Source organism: Microbispora sp. H10670 (genome assembly GCF_014161385.1).
GTDB lineage: Bacteria > Actinomycetota > Actinomycetes > Streptosporangiales > Streptosporangiaceae > Microbispora > Microbispora triticiradicis.
In genome coordinates this window covers 8380-27677 of sequence record NZ_JABBWW010000049.1, presented here as the reverse complement: position 1 = coordinate 27677, position 19298 = coordinate 8380, and the positions used below count along the sequence as shown (strand labels likewise).

At 67.4% G+C, this 19298-nt stretch carries 7 protein-coding genes and 1 pseudogene; 6 read left to right on the top strand and 2 right to left on the bottom strand.

The genetic code is table 11. The features are described from left to right. Positions 1-468: pseudogene (locus HHX33_RS33985) on the top strand (FAD-binding oxidoreductase); the annotation flags it as partial. A gap of 31 nt (positions 469-499) precedes the next feature. Here HHX33_RS33985 and HHX33_RS33980 read toward each other — a convergent pair. Continuing rightward, positions 500-877: an MmcQ/YjbR family DNA-binding protein gene (locus HHX33_RS33980; RefSeq protein WP_111700780.1), complete on the bottom strand. Its 378-nt coding sequence runs from the start codon at positions 875-877 to the stop codon at positions 500-502. Between the two features lie 148 nt (positions 878-1025). On the opposite strand from HHX33_RS33980, the gene HHX33_RS33975 reads away from it, so the two are divergent. Then, entirely contained in the window at positions 1026-2618 is a 1593-nt protein-coding gene (locus tag HHX33_RS33975) for a CocE/NonD family hydrolase (RefSeq protein WP_182878148.1), read from the top strand. 78 nt (positions 2619-2696) lie between these two features. On the opposite strand, the gene HHX33_RS33970 is transcribed toward HHX33_RS33975, so the two are convergent. After that, a complete protein-coding gene (locus HHX33_RS33970) occupies positions 2697-4790 on the bottom strand; it encodes a UvrD-helicase domain-containing protein (protein WP_182878147.1) in 2094 nt (697 codons plus the stop codon). Between the two features lie 196 nt (positions 4791-4986). On the opposite strand from HHX33_RS33970, the gene HHX33_RS33965 reads away from it, so the two are divergent. The 4 genes from HHX33_RS33965 to HHX33_RS37830 are packed head-to-tail and all read left to right on the top strand — an operon-like array spanning position 4987 to position 18357. Next, a complete protein-coding gene (locus HHX33_RS33965) occupies positions 4987-10176 on the top strand; it encodes a DEAD/DEAH box helicase (RefSeq protein WP_182878146.1) in 5190 nt (1729 codons plus the stop codon). After that, positions 10173-13025, top strand: coding sequence for a helicase-related protein (locus HHX33_RS33960; protein ID WP_182878145.1), 2853 nt, complete (start codon positions 10173-10175; stop codon positions 13023-13025). Before HHX33_RS33965 ends, HHX33_RS33960 begins: the two co-directional genes overlap by 4 nt. Continuing rightward, positions 13022-17107: an Eco57I restriction-modification methylase domain-containing protein gene (locus tag HHX33_RS33955; RefSeq protein ID WP_182878144.1), complete on the top strand. Its 4086-nt coding sequence runs from the start codon at positions 13022-13024 to the stop codon at positions 17105-17107. The genes HHX33_RS33960 and HHX33_RS33955 overlap by 4 nt, the downstream gene beginning before the upstream one ends. Next, positions 17107-18357 carry an HNH endonuclease signature motif containing protein gene (locus HHX33_RS37830; RefSeq protein WP_182878143.1) on the top strand — a complete coding sequence of 417 codons (1251 nt, stop codon included), beginning with the start codon at positions 17107-17109 and terminating at the stop codon, positions 18355-18357. Before HHX33_RS33955 ends, HHX33_RS37830 begins: the two co-directional genes overlap by 1 nt. Positions 18358-19298 lie beyond the last annotated feature (941 nt).

Here is a 19298-nt window from a genome sequence, read left to right as displayed (position 1 = left end):
CGGGCCGCCGCGGCGGGCGGTGGGCGGGCCGCCGCGGCGGGCGGTGGGCGGGCCGCTGCGGCGGCGCCCGCCGTCCGGGTGGTCGACGCCGTGACCTTCGTGGCCGAGCACGTGCTGCCCCGGCTGCCCGAGCCGCCGGAGGGCCGCAAGCGGGCGTCGCTGGCCCTGCATCCGACCTGTTCCTCCACCCGCCTCGGCCTGGACGCCGACGTCGCGAAGATCGCCGCAGCCGTCGCGGACGAGGTCGTCGTGCCCGAGGGATGGCAGTGCTGCGCCTTCGCCGGCGATCGCGGCCTGCTGCACCCGGAACTGACCGCCTCCGCCACCCGCGCCGAGGCCGCCTCGGTGGCCGAAGGCGGCTTCGACGCCCACGCGTCGGTCAACCGCACGTGCGAGATCGGCCTGACCCGCGCCACCGGGAAGACCTATCACCACCTGCTCGAACTGCTCGACCAGGTCACGCGCTGAGCTCTCGTCGTGGCGGCGGCCTGTGCGTGGGTCAGTTCCCGGCGTCGCCGGCCCGCCGCCGGTCCAGCAGCCCGGACAGCCGTTTCGGCGCGATCATCCGGTAGCTGTCCTCAAGGAGTTCGGCGATCTCCGCCCAGTCCTGGGCGGCGTCGAGGCGCGCGCCCACCCAGCCCTTCGCGCCGACGTACGGAGGGACGAAGAAGCGCTCCGGGTCCGACGCCACGAGGGCCTGCTGCACCCCCGGACCGGCCTTGAACGTGAGGGACCGCCCGTCCTCGCTGGTCATGGCGAAGAGCTTGTCGCCGATGCGGAACGAGGGCGCTGTGTGGCCGCCGAACGGCTTCTCCACCGCCTCGGGCAGGGACAGGCAGATCTCCCGGACCCGCGCCACCGCGTTCTCGTCGCCCACCACGCCCGTCCCTCTCTCCCGCTCCGCACCGGGCCGCCTCCGGCAGGCGCCCGTACCGCCCCAGTATGGCCGTGCCGGAGCGTCACGGTGTGCGGCGGTTCGTCGTACTGTCCGGTGGACGGATCACGCCCTGACCCGAGGACTCCGCATGCCGAAGCTCAACCGCTCGCCACTGCCGGTCATCGCCGAGCACGACACCCCCATGCCGATGCGCGACGGCACCGTCCTGCGCGGCTCCGTCCACCGCCCGGCGGACGGCGGCCCGTTCCCGGCTCTGCTCGTGCGCACGCCGTACGGCGAGGACTCGTTCCGTACGGCGCCGGTGCTGCCCGCGCTGCGGGCCGGGTTCGCGGTCGTGCTGCAGCACTGCCGGGGGCGCGGCACCAGCGACGGCGAGTTCCGGCCGTGGCTGGACGAGGGCGACGACGGCCACGACACGATCGGCTGGATCACCTCGCGGCCCTGGTCGAACGGCGAGGTCGTGATGAGCGGCATGTCCTATCTCGCCGGGTGTGCGTTGCAGGCGGCGGCCACCCGTCCGCCGGGGCTCAAGGCGGTGGTCGCGGCGATGACGCCGCACGACTTCCACGACGGCCTGAAGTATCACGGCGGGGCCTTCGCGCTGGGGTCGGCCCTGAACTGGGGCGCGTTCCAGGCGATGCTCGGTCTGCTGCACGCCGCGGAGGCCGGGGAGGACGTCGGCCCGGCTCTCGGCGAGGTGCTGCGGGTCCTGGACGACCAGGAGACCGCCGTACGCACCCTGCCCGTCGGGGACGTCCCGGGCATCCCGTGGTGGGGTGACTGGACCTCGCACGTGATGCGCGACACGTACTGGGAAGGCCTGGCCGAGACGCTGCGGCACGACCGCGTCGAGGTGCCGGTGATGCACGTGGCGGGCTGGTTCGACCTGTTCCTCGCGGGGACGCTGGAGAACCACCGCCGCCTCGGCGGCCCGCTGGTCATCGGGCCGTGGTCCCACCTCGCGCCGGGCGCCACCGGCACCGGGCGCCTGTTCTTCGGCGCGGCCGCCTCGGCGCAGGCGATCGGCCTGGAGGAGCGGCAGATGGCCTTTCTCCGGGGCAAGGACGACGGCCCCGCAGTGCGGATCTTCGTGATGGGCGACGGCGTCTGGCGGGACGAGGAGACCTGGCCGCTGGAGCGGGCCGTCGGCACCCCCTACTACCTCCACGCCGACGGCCTGCTCTCCCCCGAGCCGCCCTCGGCGGCGGACCCGGCCGTCTTCGTGTTCGACCCGCGCGACCCCGTCCCGACCGTGGGCGGCCCGACCCTGCTGGCCGATCCCACCAACGTCGGCCCCCAGGACCAGCGGGACGTGGAACGACGGCCCGACGTGCTCTGTTACTCCTCGGAGGTGCTGACCTCCGACGTCGAGGTGACCGGCCCGGTGTCGGTGACCCTCCACGCGGAGACCTCGGCCGCCTCGACCGACTGGACGGCGAAGCTCGTCGACGTCCACCCCGACGGCCGGGCGATGAGCGTGATCGACGGCATCGTCCGGGTTCTCGTGCCGTCCGGGACGTTCGTCGTCGATCTGGTCGCCACCAGCCAGGTCTTCAAGGCGGGCCACCGCATCAGGGTGGAGATCTCCAGCTCCAACTTCCCCCGCTTCGACCGCAACCCCGGCACCGGCCGCACCGACAGCGGCGAGGCGGACCTGGTCGTCCAGCACCAGAAGGTCTACCCGGACTCCTACATCACCCTGCCGATCGTCCCCCGCTGAGCGGCTCTGCGGGCTGGCCGTTTGGGACGCACAAGGGCAGCATCGACGAGGAACCGGCCGAAGAGGCAGCCCCGCCGGTCAGAGCCGCAGGAATGTGCTTGGGTGACCGGGCCACGAGATCACCAGTTCCTCCCGCGCTCGTGTGCAGGCGACGAAAAGGAGGCAGCGTTCGCGCTGGAGGTCCTGCTCATGGGTGAGGATGTCCTCCTCCGCCGGCGTGATCGCGGAGGTGGGCGGCACACTGTGCTCGCCGACGCCGATGACGGCGACGCACCGGAACTCCATGCCCTTCATCCGGTGCATGGTTCCCACGGCCACGGCGTCCTCGGTGTGCTTCTTGGCCAGGGCGGCGGCGAGGACACCGACGGACTTGAGCTTCGCGATCGCCTGGTCGGCGAGCATGTTCGAGCGCGCGGCCACACCGATCTGGCCGGGCTTGACGCCCTGATCCAGCCATCGCCGTACGTTCGCCACGAGCCCTTCCAGCTCCGCCTGCTGAGTCGGGTAACCGTCCAGTCGCGGCTCCTCACCATGCACGTCCGCCCGGTATCCGGCGAGCGTGTCGAGGCCGCCGTTCATGTCGTCGATCCGCTCCCCCTGCAGGAGCTCCAGGCTCCATCGGAGGATCTCCGCGGTCGTCCGGTAGCTGATCTTCAGGCGGATCGAACGCCCGGTGATGTCGATGCCCAGCCTCTTGAGGGAGACCCGGTAGTCATAGACCCTCTGGTGGGTGTCCCCGGCCAGGAACAGGTCGTCCCGGCCAGTGGCGGTCGCGGCGCGCAGCAGCCGCCAGTGCCACGGGCTGAGGTCCTGCGCCTCGTCCACGATCACGTGCCGGTACGGCGTCCGCTCGCCGGCCTCAAGCAGCCGGGTGGCCTCAAGGCAGATGGTCTCGTACGTCCACACCTTGTCCGCCTTGAGGCCATCGGTGAAAGCGTTGACGGCATCCCAGATCTGGGCCTTCTGGAGGTGTCCCAGGGCGCGACCGCGGCCTGGACGTGACGTCTGCTGATACTCCTCCAGCGAGCCGATCCCCTGGCTAAGGATCACCTCACGCCACTCGTGGCTCAAGAAGGCTTCGTCGAAGCGCGACGGCAGGCCCAGTTTCCGGACCACTTTGGTCCAGCGCGCCTTCTCCTCCTCCGACCGGAGCACGGCGAGGCTCCCCGCGCCACCCGTCACAATGCGATAGGCGACACCGTCGATGTGCCGCACCTCGATTCGCTTCAGCACCTCGTCGTCATCGACAAGCTGACGCAGGGCGTCCTCCATCGTCGTCGGCAGGGTGCGGATGAAGGTCGTCACGAGGACCGACTTGTCCCCTTCGGCCTGCTCGGCCAGATGCTTTGCCCGGTGCAGGGCCACGACGGTTTTGCCGGTTCCTGGCCCGCCGGTAACCCGGGCCGATCCGCTGAAGGAGCCGTAGGCGGCGCTCTGCTGGGAGGGATGCAAGTAGATGCGCCACAGGGCGAACGGCTGACTGAAAGCCTTCATCAGCTCGTCGGGACCATTGACGAGCAGGATCTGTTCTGGGGAGCGTTCGACGGCGGCGACCACGTCCTCCGTGTCGATCTCCTCCGACCGGGCGACGGGAGCAGGAATACTGGCCCAAACCTCATTTACGGTCATTCCGGAAGCGAGCCCTACGAGAACGTCGTGCTGCTGCTCAGGGAAGAAGCCCTGCGCCTTCTCCAATTGCTCTTCGCTGGTGAAGGTGCGCGCCAGCCCCAACACCTGGGCGTCGATTCCCAACCGCTCCATGTCGGCGTCTTTCACATGCACGAAGAGCGGAGTCGCCATCGAGGGGACGTACTCGGTGGGGGGCGCCTGCTCCTTCATCGTCACGAGGTCCCGGGTCTCGATGACGCCGGTGACGGCGTTGACCGTCACGCTTCGCCGGGCCGCCCACTCGTACGCCTTGTCATGAGGCAGCACGTTGAGCAGGACATACAGGTCCCCCTCGTCCGGGGCGAGCACCACCCCGCGCCAGAAGTCGGTGATACGAATTGTGCGCATTCGGGCGTCTCTGGCGTTCTTCACCGTTTCCAGATGCAATCCGGCATATGTCGCCTCTTCGAACTTGGAGAAGACCTCAACGACCTGGTCCTGCACCGGCTTCTCCAACTTGAGGAAGCGCCGGAAGAAGTCCCTGTACACACCAAGCCGAGCCATCTGCACCCCTCGCTACGACATCCATCGCGATTCGCGATCATATCGACACAGAGCGCTACTTGCATGGTTACATTTCGCTTCATGCCCCTAGCGCCACACGATCACCAAGCAATATCGTCAATGCCTTCAAACCTTCAAGCATTCGCGAGTCCGTACATCACGCCCGGCGAGGGGCAGAGAGGGCGGCGGCCTGGCCATGGACGTTTTCCAGTTACACGAGCGACTGATCGGTGACTACGACGAGTTCACGACTTCGCTCGTACACGTCCGTGACGACCGGATACGACGCCATCTGGAGGACGACCGTGCGGCACGAGTCCGGTGGCCGCATCCCTGGGTGTCGCTGAACCCCAGCTTTGCCGGTGGCGGCACGATCGCCGGACTCGTCGAGGCAGACCTACTGCACCCGGCCTGCGAACGCCTCTTCCGCGTCAAGGCTGATGGGAACGATCCAGGGAACCGTCCCATCACGCTGCACAAGCATCAGCGTGAGGCGGTGGAGGCCGCACGTGACGGCGTGAGCTACGTCCTCACGACCGGCACCGGTTCCGGCAAGAGCCTCACCTACATGGTGCCGATCGTCGACTCCGTTCTGCGAAACCCCGAGCCGGGCCGGGTCAAGGCCATCGTCGTCTACCCGATGAACGCCCTGGCCAACAGCCAGCTTGAGGAGCTCGAGCGATACCTGAAGTGGGGCCTGGCCAAGCACGAGCAGACGGTCACGTTCGCGCGGTACACCGGCCAGGAGAGCGACGAGGAACGTCAGCGGATTCTGGCCCGCAAGCCGGACATCCTGCTGACCAACTACGTGATGCTCGAATACCTGCTGACCCGCCCGGCGGAGCGGAAGGACCTCATCGGGGCGGCGCAGGGCCTGCGGTTCCTGGTCCTCGACGAGCTGCACACCTACCGCGGCCGTCAGGGGGCCGACGTCGCCCTGCTCGTCCGTCGGCTCCGTGACGCATGCGCGGCGCCCGGCCTGCAGTGCGTCGGCACCTCCGCCACCATGGCGACCACCGAGACGTTCGCCGCCGCGCAGGAGGACATCGCGCAGGTGGCGACCCGGCTGTTCGGCACGGAGGTCACACCCGGCCGGATCATCGGGGAGACCCTTGTCAGGGCCACGCTCGACCAGCAGCCGACCGGCGCCGAGCTGCTGGCGGCCATGGACCGGGCGGGCACCGGCCGGGACTACGCCGAGCTGTCGGCCGACCCGCTCGCCGGCTGGGTCGAATCGGAGTTCGGCCTGGCCAGCGAGCCGGGCACCGGCCGGCCCGTACGGCGCACGCCGACCCGGGTGGCCGAGGCCTCCGGGCAGCTCGCCGAGCTCAGCGGCCGAAGCCCGGAAGAGTGCGCGGAGGTCATCGAGAAGCTCCTGCAGGAGGGCGCGAAGGCCCGGCATCCGGAGACCGGCCGCCCGCTGTTCGCGTTCCGCCTGCACCAGTTCCTGTCCAAGGGCGACACGGTCTACGTCAGCCTGGAGCCGGAGGACACCCGGCACATCACCAGCCAGTACCAGGTCAGCGTCCCCGGCCATCGGGACAAGATGCTGTTCCCGCTGGCCTTCTGCCGGGAATGCGGCCAGGACTACCTGGTCGTCAGCAAGCACAAGAGCGGCACGTACGAGCCCAGGCACGAGGCGAACGTCGCCGGCGGCGAGGCCGCCAACGGCTATCTCTACATCAGCTCCGACCATCCCTGGCCTGATGATCCCGTCGCCGCGGGCAGGCTGCCCGACTCCTGGTTAGAGCCGTCGGCCTCCGACTCCTTGTTCGGGTCGTCGGACGGCGGCACCCAGGTCCGTCTCACGCAGCGCCCCTACCTGCCCAGGGAGATCTGGCTCGGCGCCGGGGGCAGCGAGGTTCCCTCGGGGGGAGGACAGCGCGCCTGGTACTTCCCCGAGCCGTTCCGGTTCTGTCTGCGCTGCCGGGTGTCGTACGAGCAGTTGCGTGGCAAGGACTTCGCCAAGCTGGCGACGTTCGCGTCCGAGGGCCGCAGCTCGGCGATGTCGCTGATCAGCACGAGCATCGTGCGCAACCTGCGCCACCAGACCGAGCTCGACGAGCGGGCACGCAAGCTGCTGACCTTCGTCGACAACCGGCAGGACGCCAGCCTGCAGGCCGGCCATCTCAACGACTTCGTGCAGGTCACCCAGGTCCGGGGCGCGTTGTTCCGGGCCGCCGAGGCCGCCGGTGCCGAAGGTCTGCGGCACGACGACATCGCCCAGAAGGTCGCCAGGGCGCTCGACCTGCCGATGGCCGCCTTCGCGCGGAACCCCGACGTCAAGTTCGGCCAGCGGGAGCACGTGCTGAAGGCGCTACGCGGTTCGCTCTCCTACTCCATTTACGTGGACCTGACGCGCGGCTGGCGCATCACCATGCCGAACCTGGAGCAGACCGGCCTGCTGCGCTTCGACTATGTCGCCCTCGACGAGATCGCCGCGGACGACGAGTTCTGGGCGCGGGCCCATCCCGTGTTGCGCGACGACGATCCCGCGCACCGCGCCGAGCTGTCCCGCATCGTCCTGGACGAGATGCGCCGCGCGCTGGCGGTGGACGTCGACCTCCTGACCCTGGAGGGCTACGAGCGCATCCTGAACCAGTCCGATCAGCACCTGACCGGGGTGTGGGCGCTGGGCGACACGGATGGGCGGGTCGAGGCCGCCACCGTCTTCGCCCAGCCGGGCCGGCCCGGCCAGAGCAGGAACCGCATCAACTTCACTAGCCGCTCATCTCTCGGCCGCTACCTGCGCCGGCACGGCGCCTTCCCCAACCGTCAGGCGCAGCTCACGGTCGAGGAGGCTCAGGAGGTCATCGCCCGGTTGCTCTGGGCGCTGGAGAAGTACGGCCTGCTGACCGAGGTGGACAAGACCCGGGACGGCGCCGTCGGCTACCGGCTCAAGGCGTCCGAGCTGATCTGGCGGGCGGGAGACGGCAAGAGCGGCGCGCCCGACCCGCTGCGCAAGACGGTCGACCCGGAGGTGGGCGCCCGGGTCAGCGAGTTCTTCAAGGACCTGTACGCAAGCGTCGCGAGAGAACTGGCCGGGATCCAGGCGGCCGAGCACACCGCGCAGGTCCAGTCGGAGAAACGGCAGGAGCGCGAGCGGCTCTTCCGCGAAGGGGTGCCGCTGCCGCTGCTGTACTGCTCGCCCACGATGGAGCTGGGCGTGGACATCGCCACCCTCAACGCCGTCGCCATGCGCAACGTGCCGCCCACTCCGGCCAACTACGCCCAGCGCTCGGGCCGTGCGGGACGGAGCGGCCAGCCCGCGCTGATCACCACCTACTGCTCCACCGGCAGCCCGCACGACCAGTACTACTTCCGACGCTCGGACTTGATGGTCGCCGGGAGCGTCAGGCCGCCGCGGCTGGACCTCGCCAACCAGGACCTGGTCCGCTCACACGTCCACGCCATCTGGCTGGCCGAGACCGGCGCCTCCCTGCACTCGCGGATGCCGGAGGTGCTGGACATCTCCAACGAGGCCGAGCTACCGATCCATGATCACTTGCGGACGCAACTGGAGGACCAGGCCGCCGCGCGCCGTGCCGTGCGGCGGGCCACGAACGTCCTCGCCGGCGTGCTCACAGGCGAGGGCGTCACCGGGACCAAGTGGGACGAAGACTGGATCGAGGACACCGTACGCGGTGCGGCGAAGCGTTTCGACGCCGCCTGCGACCGCTGGCGGGGGCTGTTCCGGGCGGCGGTGGCCGAGCAGCGCGAGCAGAACCGCAGGGTGATGGACCACTCCTCGTCACCCGAGGACAAGCGGACCGCGCAGCGGCGGCGGCAGCAGGCGGAAAACCAGCTCCGGCTGCTGAAGAACGAGGACACCGACCGGCAGTTCAGCGACTTCTACACCTACCGCTACTTCGCCTCCGAGGGCTTCCTGCCGGGCTACTCCTTCCCACGGCTGCCGCTGGCCGCGTACATCCCGGGCGAGCGGCACAAGGCCGACTACATCCAGCGCCCCCGCTTCATCGCCATCAACGAGTTCGGCCCCGGCGCGCTGATCTATCACGAGGGCCGCCGGTACGAGGTCGCCAAGATCCAGGTGCCCACGGGCGACGAGGGCGAGGTCACCACCTCCGAGGCCAGGATCTGCTCCGGCTGCGGCTACTGGTACGACCGGCAGGCCGGCGTCGAGAAGTGCGACGAGTGCGACAGCGAGCTCTCCGGAGAGTCGCTGTCCGGCCTGATGCAGTTGCAGACCGTGGAAACCGTCCGCAGACAGCGCATCTCTTCGGACGAAGAGGAACGCCGCCGGGCCGGCTTCGACCTGAAGATCACCTACGAGTTCAGCGATCACGGCCTCCGCCCCGGGCGCCTCGAAGCACAGGTGATGTGCGCGGGCGACCAGGCGGCCGAACTGGTCTACGGCGACACCGCGACCGTGCGCGTCATCAACCAGGGCCGCCGCGGGCGGAAGAACCGCAACGACATCGGCTACTGGCTCGACCCGGTGCGCGGCCGGTGGGCCAAGGACCCGGACGCGAACAACCAGGCGCCCGAGGACGAGGGCCTGCTGCCCCTCGACAAGGCCAAGCGGGTCGCCAAGGTCGTCCCCTACGTCGAGGACTACAAGAACATCCTCGTCTTCCGGCTGGCGGCGCCGGTCGAGGAGACCGTCGCCGTCACGTTGCGATACGCGCTCGAACGCGGCATCGAGGCGGAGTTCCAGTTGGAGGACGCCGAGCTCACCAGCGAACCGCTGCCCGACCCGCACAGCCGGGGCCGGATGCTGTTCATCGAGAGCGCCGAGGGCGGGGCGGGCGTGCTGCGCCGGCTGCATGACGAGAAGGCCGCGCTGTCCAGGGTGGCCCGTCGCGCGCTGGAGATCATCCACGTCGACCCGGAGACGGGCGAGGACCGCGACCGCGCCGACGGCGCCCGCGAGCGGTGCGAGCGGGGTTGCTACGACTGCCTGCTCGCCTACTCCAACCAGCGCTGGCACCAGCAGATCGACCGACTGCGTGTGGTGGACATCCTCCGGGAGCTGGCCGGGTCGTCCGCGGAGCCGACGGGCGAGCACCGTACGGCCGAGGAACACGCCGGCGCGCTGCACGAGTCCGCCGACAGCCAGCTGGAGCGCAGCTTCGTGAGCTTCCTCCAGGCCGGCGACTACCGCCTGCCCGACGGCGCACAGGAGCTGGTCGCCGAAGCCCGGGCGAGGCCCGACTTCATTTACCGCACCAAGGGCGGAAATATCGCTGTTTTCATCGACGGCCCCCACCACGACGCTCCGTACGTCGCCGAGCGTGACGTGGAGGCGGAAGACCGCCTCATGGACCTGGGGTGGCTGGTCATCAGGTTCCGACACGACGAGGAGTGGGACGAGATCGTGCGCAGGTATCCGAGCGTCTTCGGCACCGGACGGAGCGGCCGATGAAGTTCGATGTCGGCACCCTGGTGAGCGCCCGGGGACGCGAGTGGGTCGTGCAGCCCAACAGTGGTGAGCAGTTCCTCTTCGCGCGCCCGCTGAACGGCGACACCGACTTCGACACCTGCCTGTTCACGCACGAGGTCACCGAGGCGACATTCCCGCCGCCGACGCCGGACGAGGTCGGCGACAACGCCGCCGCCGGGCTGCTGCGTACGGCGCTGCGCATCGGGTTCACCGCGAGCGCCGGGCCGTTCCGGTCGCTCGCGTCGATCGCCGTGGAGCCGCGGCAGTATCAGCTCGTTCCGCTGCTGCTCGCGCTGCGCATGCCGACCGTACGGCTGCTGGTCGGCGACGACGTCGGTATCGGCAAGACCATCGAGTCCGGCCTGATCGCCAAGGAGCTACTGGAGCGCGGCGAGGCGAGCGGGCTGACCGTGCTCTGCTCCCCCGCACTCGCTGAGCAGTGGCAGGCCGAGTTACGCGACAAGTTCGCCATCGAGGCGACGCTGGTGCTGCCGTCCACCGCCACCCGGCTGGAGCGCGACCTGCGGCTCGACGAGTCCATCTTCGACCGGCACTCGGTGACGGTGGTCTCGCTCGACTTCATCAAGTCCGACCGCCGCTACCAACAGTTCGTCCGTACCTGCCCCGACCTGGTCATCGTGGACGAGGCACACACCTGCGTGGCGTCCGGGTCGTCGTCAGGTAAGCAGAGCCAGTTGCGCTACCGGCTCCTTCAGGAGCTCGCCGCCGACGCCACGCGGCACATGCTGCTGGTCACCGCCACCCCGCATAGCGGCAAGGAGGACGCCTTCCGCGACCTCATCGGCCTGCTCGACCCGAAGCTGGCCACCCTCGACCTGGAGACGGTGAAGGGCCGGGAGGAACTGGCCAGGCACTTCGTGCAGCGCCGCCGCCGCGACATCCGCCGCTACCTCGACGAGGAGACGCCGTTTCCCAAGGACCGCCAGGTCCGCGACGTCTCTTACACCCTGACCGGGGAGTACGGCAAGCTCGCCCGGCAGGTGCTCGCCTACGCCCGGGAGACCGTCCGCAAGCCCGGCAGCGGCCTGCGGCAGCGCGTCTCGTGGTGGTCGGCGCTCGCGCTGCTGCGCTCGGTGGCCTCCTCCCCCCGGGCCGCCGCGGCCACTCTTGACACGAGGTCGGCGACCGCCGCCGCGGAGACCGAGAACGAGGCCGACGAGCTCGGCCGGTCCAGCGTCCTCGACCTCACCGACGAGGAGGCCCTGGAGGGCATCGACGCCGCGGCCGGCGGCCGTACCGGCGAGGAGGACGACGGCGACCGGCTGAAGCGGCTGGCGCGTGGGTTCCGCGCGATCGAGGGCCCGCAGGCCGACGCGAAGCTCGCGGCGCTCATCACCGAGGTCAAGGCGCTGCTCGCGGACGGCTACGACCCGATCGTGTTCTGCCGGTTCATCCCGACCGCCGAGTACGTCGCGGAGCACCTGGCGAAGGCGCTGGGCAAAAAGGCCAACGTCCGCCACGTCACCGGGCAGCTCCCGCCGGAGGCCCGCCAGGAGGCCATCGAGGACCTCGCCCGCACGCCCGGCCGGCATGTGCTGGTGGCGACCGACTGTCTGTCGGAGGGCGTGAACCTGCAGGAGAGCTTCCAGGCGGTCGTCCACTACGACCTCGCCTGGAACCCGACCCGGCACGAGCAGCGGGAGGGCCGCGTCGACCGGTTCGGCCAGCGCAGCCGGATCGTGCGCGCGGTCACGATGTATGGCCTCGACAACGGCATCGACGGGGTCGTCCTCGACGTGCTCATCCGCAAGCACCGCACGATCGCCCACCAGACCGGCGTCGCCGTGCCCGTCCCGACCGGCGGCGACGACGTCATCAAGGCCCTGGTCGAGGGCCTGCTGCTGCGCGGCGATGACAACCAGGACCAGCTCGACCTGGACCTCGGTGTGACCAGGACCCGCGACCAGATGCACCGGGCCTGGGAGAGCGCCGCCGACCGCGAGTCGAAGGCGCTCACCAAGTATGCCCACTTGGGCGTGAAGCTGGAGGAGGTGCAGCTGGAGGTGGCCGACATCCGGGCCGCCCTCGGCAGCTCCGCCGACGTGTCCCGCTTCACCCGCGAGGCGATGTCAGGGTTCGGGGCCATCATCGACGCCCACCCGGACGGCTTCCGCGCCGACACCCGGCAGCTTCCGGTGTCCGTGCGGAACGCGCTCGGGCTGGGCTTCGACGGCAAAGCCGAGACGCTGAGCTTCCATCCGGACATTCCGGCGCCGCCCGGCAGCCACGCCCTGGTGCGTACCGACCCGATGGTCCGCGCGCTGGCCAGGACCGTGCTCGACAGCGCGCTCGACGGCACCGGCCCGGCCCGGCGCTGCGGGGTCGTCCGCACCGGCGTGGTCGCCGTACGCACGGTGCTGCTGTTGGTCCGCTACCGCTTCCACGTCACGCTGCCGGGCCGTACCTCCGGCCCGCGGACGATCGTCGCCGAGGACGCGCAGGTCCTCGGCTACCGGGGCAGCGGCGCGGACCGTGAGTGGCTCACCGAAGACGAGATCGAGGCCGTGCTCGCCGCCGCGCCGGAGAACACGCTGCCCGAGCTGGTGCGCCGTACGGCCGAACGGGCCATCGGCGAGCTCGTCGTCGAGACCAAGAACGAGGAGACCGGGACCGTCGTGCGCGAGCTGGCCCCCGGGTTCGCCGCGGCCCTCAACGCCGTGGGCGACGGGCTGGCCGCCCGGCTGGCCGAGTCGCACCAGCGCGTGCGTGGCGCGATCGGCGCGGGAACGAGAGGACTGAAGGTGACCCCCAACCACCCCGCTGACGTGCTCGGCATGTACGTCTACCTCCCGGCGGGTGGTGCCCGATGAGGAACGCCGCCTATCTCGCCGTCGACGTCCAGGGCAGCCTGCTGCCGCAGGACGTGCTGTCCCGGATCGCCGCCGCCGACCGGGAGCTGCCCGGCATGCGGCCGGAGGACTATCACCTCGCCGCGTCGGAACGGCTCGGCGACGCGGCCAGCCGCCGCTGGGACTACCTGCTCGGCGCCTACCGGGCCTTCCGGGATCGGCTGGCCAAGCTCCCGGAGGGCGACTCGGCGACGTCGCTCACCCGGGATCGCTGGCTGCTGGTACTGCTGCAGGAGCTGGGTTTCGGCCGGGTGCCGTACCAGCGTGGTGGTTTGCAGGTGGCCGGGAAGGACTTCCCCGTCTCCCACCTGTGGAACACCGTGCCGATGCACCTGCTCGGGTGGCACACCGAGCTCGACAAGAGCGTGCCCGGCGTGTCGAAGCGCGCGCCGCAGTCGATGCTGCAGGAGTTCCTCAACCTGTCGGACGACCACCTGTGGGGCGTGCTGTCCAACGGCCGGCGGCTGCGCATCCTGCGCGACTCCACGTCGCTGGTGGGCTCGGCGTACGTCGAGTTCGACCTGGAGGCCATCTTCGACGGCGAGCTGTACGCCGAGTTCGTGCTGCTCTACACGCTGCTGCACGCCTCGCGCTTCGAGCTGATCGCCGGGGACGACGCGACGCCTACCTATGCCGACTGCTGGCTGGAGAAGTGGCGGGCGTTCGCCGCCGAGACCGGCCTGCGCGCCCGCGACCAGCTCCGCGACGGCGTGAAGGACGCCCTGGAGGCGCTCGGCACCGGTTTCCTGTTCGCCAATCCCAAGCTGCGCGAGCAGCTCGCCTCGGGCCGGCTCAGCCGTGAGGAGTTCCACCACGAGCTCCTGCGGCTGGTCTACCAGCTCATCTTCATCTTCGTCGCCGAGGACCGGGGCGCGCTGCTCGACCCGGCCGCGCCGCAGGACGCCAAGGACCGCTACACCGACTACTTCTCCAGCCGCCGGCTGCGCCGCCTCGCCGTACGGCGCAGCGGCGACTGGCACAGCGACCTGTGGCGGGCGACCGCGATGGTGATCGCCGGGCTGGGCAGCGACAACGGGCAGCCCGAGATCGCCCTGCCCGGCCTCGGCGGCCTGTTCTTCCGGGTCGCGGGCGGTCCCCCGGTGCTGACCGACGAGCCGCGGCCCGACCAGCTCCTGCGGGCCAACCTGCCCAACAACGCGCTGCTCACCGCCGTACGGAAGATGTGCACGGTCCGGGCCAAGGACGGCCGGCCGCGCGACGTCGACTACCAGCACCTCGGGGCCGAGGAGCTGGGCAGCATCTACGAATCGCTGCTGGAGCTCGTGCCGTACGCCGAGACGAACGGCAGCGGGCCGAAGTTCGAGCTGAAGGAGAAGGTCTCCGGCAACGACCGCAAGCTGACCGGGTCGTACTACACGCCCGGCTCGCTGATCGAGTCGCTGCTGGACACCGCGCTCGACCCGGTCATCGAGGAGCACGCGACGTCCCCGGATGATCTGCTGAAAATCACGGTGTGCGACCCGGCCTGTGGGTCGGGGCACTTCCTGGTCGCCGCGGCTCGGCGCATCGCCAAGCGGTACGCGGCGATGGTGACCGGCGAGGAGGAGCCGGTGCCGTCGGCGGTACGCGAGGCCATGCGGAAGGTCGTGGCACAGTGCATCTACGGCGTGGACATCAACCCCCTTGCCGCCGAGCTGGCCAAGGTGTCGCTGTGGATCGAGTCGCTGGAGCCCGGCAAGCCTCTGGCGTTCCTCGACGCCCACATCAAGGTCGGCAACGCACTGCTGGGGACCACGCCGCGGCTGATCGCGGCAGGAATCCCGGACGGCGCGTTCAAGCCGATCGAGGGAGACGACAGGCCCGTCGCCAGCGAGCTGAAGAAGCGGAATGCGCGCGAGGTTCAGTACGTCTCGCGTGAGGCCGGCCGCGGGTCGCGGGGGTCGCAGGAGTCCCTGTTCGACGAAGAGGAGCTGCCGGGCAACCAGAAGCTCGCCGAGCAGGTGCTCGCCTTGGCCGCCACCCGGGTCTCCAGCGTCGCCGATGTGCGCGAGCAGGAACGGCGCTTCCACGAGCTGGAGAACTCGGACGACCTCAAGCGGAAGCGCCTGGTCGCGGACGCGTGGTGCGCCGCGTTCGTCTGGCGCAAGCACGCCGACGCGCCCGAGGCGATCACTACCGCCACCATCCGCAGCCTTGAGGCCGGCACGGCGCTTTCCGACGACCGTGCCGAGGAACTGCGGCGGCTGGTCGAGCAGTACCGCTTCTTCCACTGGCACCTGGAGTTCCCCGAGGTCTTCCGCGAGAGCAAGTCCGGGGACGTCAACCCTGACACCGGCTGGTCCGGCGGCTTCACCTGCGTCCTCGGCAACCCGCCGTGGGAGCGAGTGAAGATCCAGGAGAAGGAGTTCTTTGCCGGCCGGAACGCAACCGTGGCGAACGCCAAGAATGCGGCGGCACGTAAGAAGGCCATCGCGGCGCTCGCGACCAGCAAGGATGAGGTTGATCGGAACCTCTTCGCCGAGTTCTCGAATGTGCTGCGTCAGGCGGACGGCTGGTCACTGCTGCTGCGGGACTCGGGTCGCTATCCGCTGACCGGCCGTGGCGACATCAACACCTATGCCGTCTTCGCCGAGACCGGCCGCTCGATCACCTCGCCGTACGGCCGAGTCGGCATGGTGCTCCCCACCGGCATCGCCACCGATGCCACCACCCAGTTCTTCTTCAAGGACATGGTGACGACAAAGACGCTCGCCTCACTCTACGATTTCGAGAATGAACAAAGGATTTTCGCGCAGGTTCACCACTCGTTCCGGTTTTGCCTGTGGACCGGGACGGGTCGTCGGTCTCCAGAGAAGCAGATTAACCTGGCTTTCCGGCTCCGACAGCCAATCCAGATCAGCGATCGTCAGTTCACACTTACGCCCGACGACATCACCAGGCTGAACCCGAACACCGGCACGTGCCCGGTCTTCGACCACAAGCGGAACGCGGACATCACCATCGGCATCTACCGCCGAGTCCCCGTGCTGTGGCGAGACGGTGCTGGCGGTGAGGGCATCAACCCCTGGGGCCTCTCGTTCCAGGCGATGCTGCACATGGCTAACGACTCCAATCTCTTCCGCCCCAATGCGTCCGCAGGCGAGACCTTGGAGTCGATGCTTGCCGACGGATGGAGGCTTGAGGGCAACCTCCTCGTGCGGGGTGGCGAGCGACTCCTTCCGCTGTACGAGTCAAAGATGGTGCACCACTTTGACCACCGGTTCAGCACTTATTCAAATGCCACCCAAGCTGAACTCAACGTTGGGACACTCCCCCGATCAACTCCTGAACAGAAAAATGACCCAACCTACTCCGTGCTACCGCAGTACTGGGTCCCGGAAGACGAAGTAAGGTCGAGGCTCGCCGCCAGATCCTGGCAGAAGAAATGGCTTATGGGCTGGAGGAATATAGCCCGAAGCGCGAATATTCGGACACTAATCTGTGGCTTACTTCCCGTCGCCGGGGTGGCACACAGCTTCCCGCTCGCCCTCGTACACCACGAGAACGCGGAGCTTCTGTACGCAAATTTAGCGTCTGTGGTCCTAGATTTCGTAGCGCGCCAAAAAGTTGCCGGCACGAACTTCACCTTCAATTACATAACACAGCTGGCTGTGCTACCACCGGACGCGTACGAGCAGCATTGCCCGTGGGAAGTGCGATCGCGACTGAACCTTTGGATCAAGACTCGCATGGTGGAGCTGTCCTATACGGCATACGACATGGAATCGTTCGCCCGAGACATGGGAGACAAGGGGGCACCGTTTATTTGGGATGAGGAGCGGCGAGCGTTGCTTCGGGCGGAACTCGACGCGGCATTCTTCCACCTCTATGGGATCAAGCGCGACGATGCGGACTACATCATGGAGACGTTCCCAATCGTCAAGCGCAAGGACGAGGCCAAGTACGGTGAATATCGCACCAAGCGGCTGATCCTGGAGATCTACGACGCGATGCAGGACGCCATCGCCGGGCGTAAGCCTTACCAGACGCCGCTCGACCCACCTCCCGGTCACGGTCCCCGCCATTCGAAGCGCGGCATTTGATGGGCATTTACATCAATGGCGCGAGACTCACAGACCTTACATCTTATCCGCCAGGCGAGCAGCCTTCGTATTTGGCCACCCTTGATGAGCTAAGGGCCGCAAACTTATGGCCCAACCAAAGGGAGGAGCCGGACGCATTTCTGGCCTGGCGATCTGGAGTCGGCTATCGACATCTCCCCCTTTATCGAAGGCAAGACGCCAGGCGAGTGGAACCCATTGAATGGCTGGTGGATTACGAACGACAAGAGGCAGGGATGTGGGCTAGGGAGGTGCTCGGGCTTGGAGCAGCCAGTGCCTTTTTTGCCGTTGAACCTTCCCATTGTTGTGGCCGCGCCATCGACATTTGCGTCATGTCCAGCAATGGCCTAGTACTGTTTGATAAACAGTTGATGTGCCCATGCCAGAAGACTGCAGGACCAGAGTTCGCGGACGTCGCGGAGAGCTTTTTCGATTTAGCGATCTGGGATAATAGGCCGCACAGTCCCGCGCGCCGCATCTCGTGGGGAATGGCGCCTACACTCACGCTAAGTACAGAGATTCGGCTGCTGGCAGAGCATCCTGAACCTCGATTTCGGAGATGGGCACAACTCACTAAAGGAGTTATTTTCGAGGACGCCCAAGCCTGGGACATATACTGGCGCTGCGATGGTGAATGCGATGGCCAGCGAAGGTTTCTCATAGAAATTCGAACATCACTGGACAGCTGTCAAATCATGGTCGACCGAGTCTCAGAGATGGCTAAGAGGAGACCTAACAAAGACCTTCAATCGGAACTACCAACACCTCCGTTCGCTATTGACCCCGAAGAACCCATTCTGTTGCCCATCCGACTCGACCGGGAGGACTTTCAGCGCCGCAGCAAGCGCGCCGAGTACAGATATCTGTGCCAGCAGGCGGAACAGTTCGAGCAACAGGGCCTCGACCCGAAGAAGGATACAAACGATTCACCTAGACGCCCCCGAAGTTATTATGCGAAGCGAGCCGTTATTCTTCGCTGCAGAAATAAGTGCGAAAACCCCAATTGCGAGAACCCTGGAGCACCCTCGGAAACGACAGATCGCGGCGGCGCCATTCTTGACATAGATCATATCGATGATCACGCTAAGGGCGGCAGAGACCACCCCGAGTTGATGATTGCCCTGTGCCCAAATTGTCATGCAGTGAAGACCCGGGGTCGGAGTCGAGAAACCTTGCGAGAGAAACTACGGCACGTCGCTCAAGAACGTCACCATTACTGGTATGGGCCGTAAGCCATCGAGATCATCGCAGCTGCGTAATTCTCGGCGCTTAGAGTGGCTACCGACGGAGAACTTGATGAACCAGAAGCCCGATTGGCCTTGCCTCGCTGTTTGGGTTACTCCAGACCCGATACGCATCTGCCGCATAGCACGTCGCCACAGCCCGATCACCACAAAGCGCTAGTTCCGATTCCCGCCGATCCGATTGCTCTGCAAAAACTACGCTTGGATCTGCTGGCAAGCATGTCCAGAATTTATGGCACGAGTAATTGCAAGCTGGCTGAGCTCCTGCTTGATGAGCATCTCGACCAGATGCCAAAACGGAAGGCAAAACGCCTAGCAGAAGAGGGATCTTGGCCTTCAATACAATTATGGTTTACAGGAGGAAGTCGTAGGCTATGAATCTCCCTACTTCAGTTTCGCCACGATGCGACACCAAGGCGGGTCCTTCTACCCGAAGACGCTCTTGAAGTGTATGGCCTCTGGAGAGATGTAACGTGGGCGGTAGGTTTTGTGACCGGAGTAGCTTATGGTCCACGAGCGGTGGCGGCCCTTGACGAGAGTCCTCGACGTCGCGGGCGCCCCGGAGCATATTTAAATAGCTTACCCCGATATGTCGCTGTTGACTCCAAGGCTTCTTACCGGAAGGTTTTTCTACCAGAGATACCTGAGGTGCCAGGCGAATCCATATTCACAGACTTCCCAGCAGGCCAACCTGGAACCGGTAAGCGCCAATAGTCTCCTCGCCGGCTTGGCTTTGACGATGGCGGAGATCGGATCTAAATCACCCTCCCCCTCCACTACCTCTATCGGTGGTTGCGACTCAGAGCCTTGTCGATGACGCTCGTAATCTTGCCTCCCAGCGACATCTTGGCCTTATTCGGGTATCGAAATCCTCTGCGACGGAAGGAAGCCATATAAGAGCTCATCAAGGCCGAGGCGGCGATAGTTCT

Excerpts from the sequence above, each read along its gene's own strand:
- HHX33_RS33975 (WP_182878148.1), top strand. The coding sequence starts at position 1,026 with ATGCCGAAGCTCAACCGCTCGCCACTGCCGGTCATCGCCGAGCACGAC.
- HHX33_RS33970 (WP_182878147.1), bottom strand. The coding sequence starts at position 4,790 with ATGGCTCGGCTTGGTGTGTACAGGGACTTCTTCCGGCGCTTCCTCAAG.
- HHX33_RS33965 (WP_182878146.1), top strand. The coding sequence starts at position 4,987 with ATGGACGTTTTCCAGTTACACGAGCGACTGATCGGTGACTACGACGAG.
- HHX33_RS33960 (WP_182878145.1), top strand. The coding sequence starts at position 10,173 with ATGAAGTTCGATGTCGGCACCCTGGTGAGCGCCCGGGGACGCGAGTGG.
- HHX33_RS33955 (WP_182878144.1), top strand. The coding sequence starts at position 13,022 with ATGAGGAACGCCGCCTATCTCGCCGTCGACGTCCAGGGCAGCCTGCTG.
- HHX33_RS37830 (WP_182878143.1), top strand. The coding sequence starts at position 17,107 with ATGGGCATTTACATCAATGGCGCGAGACTCACAGACCTTACATCTTAT.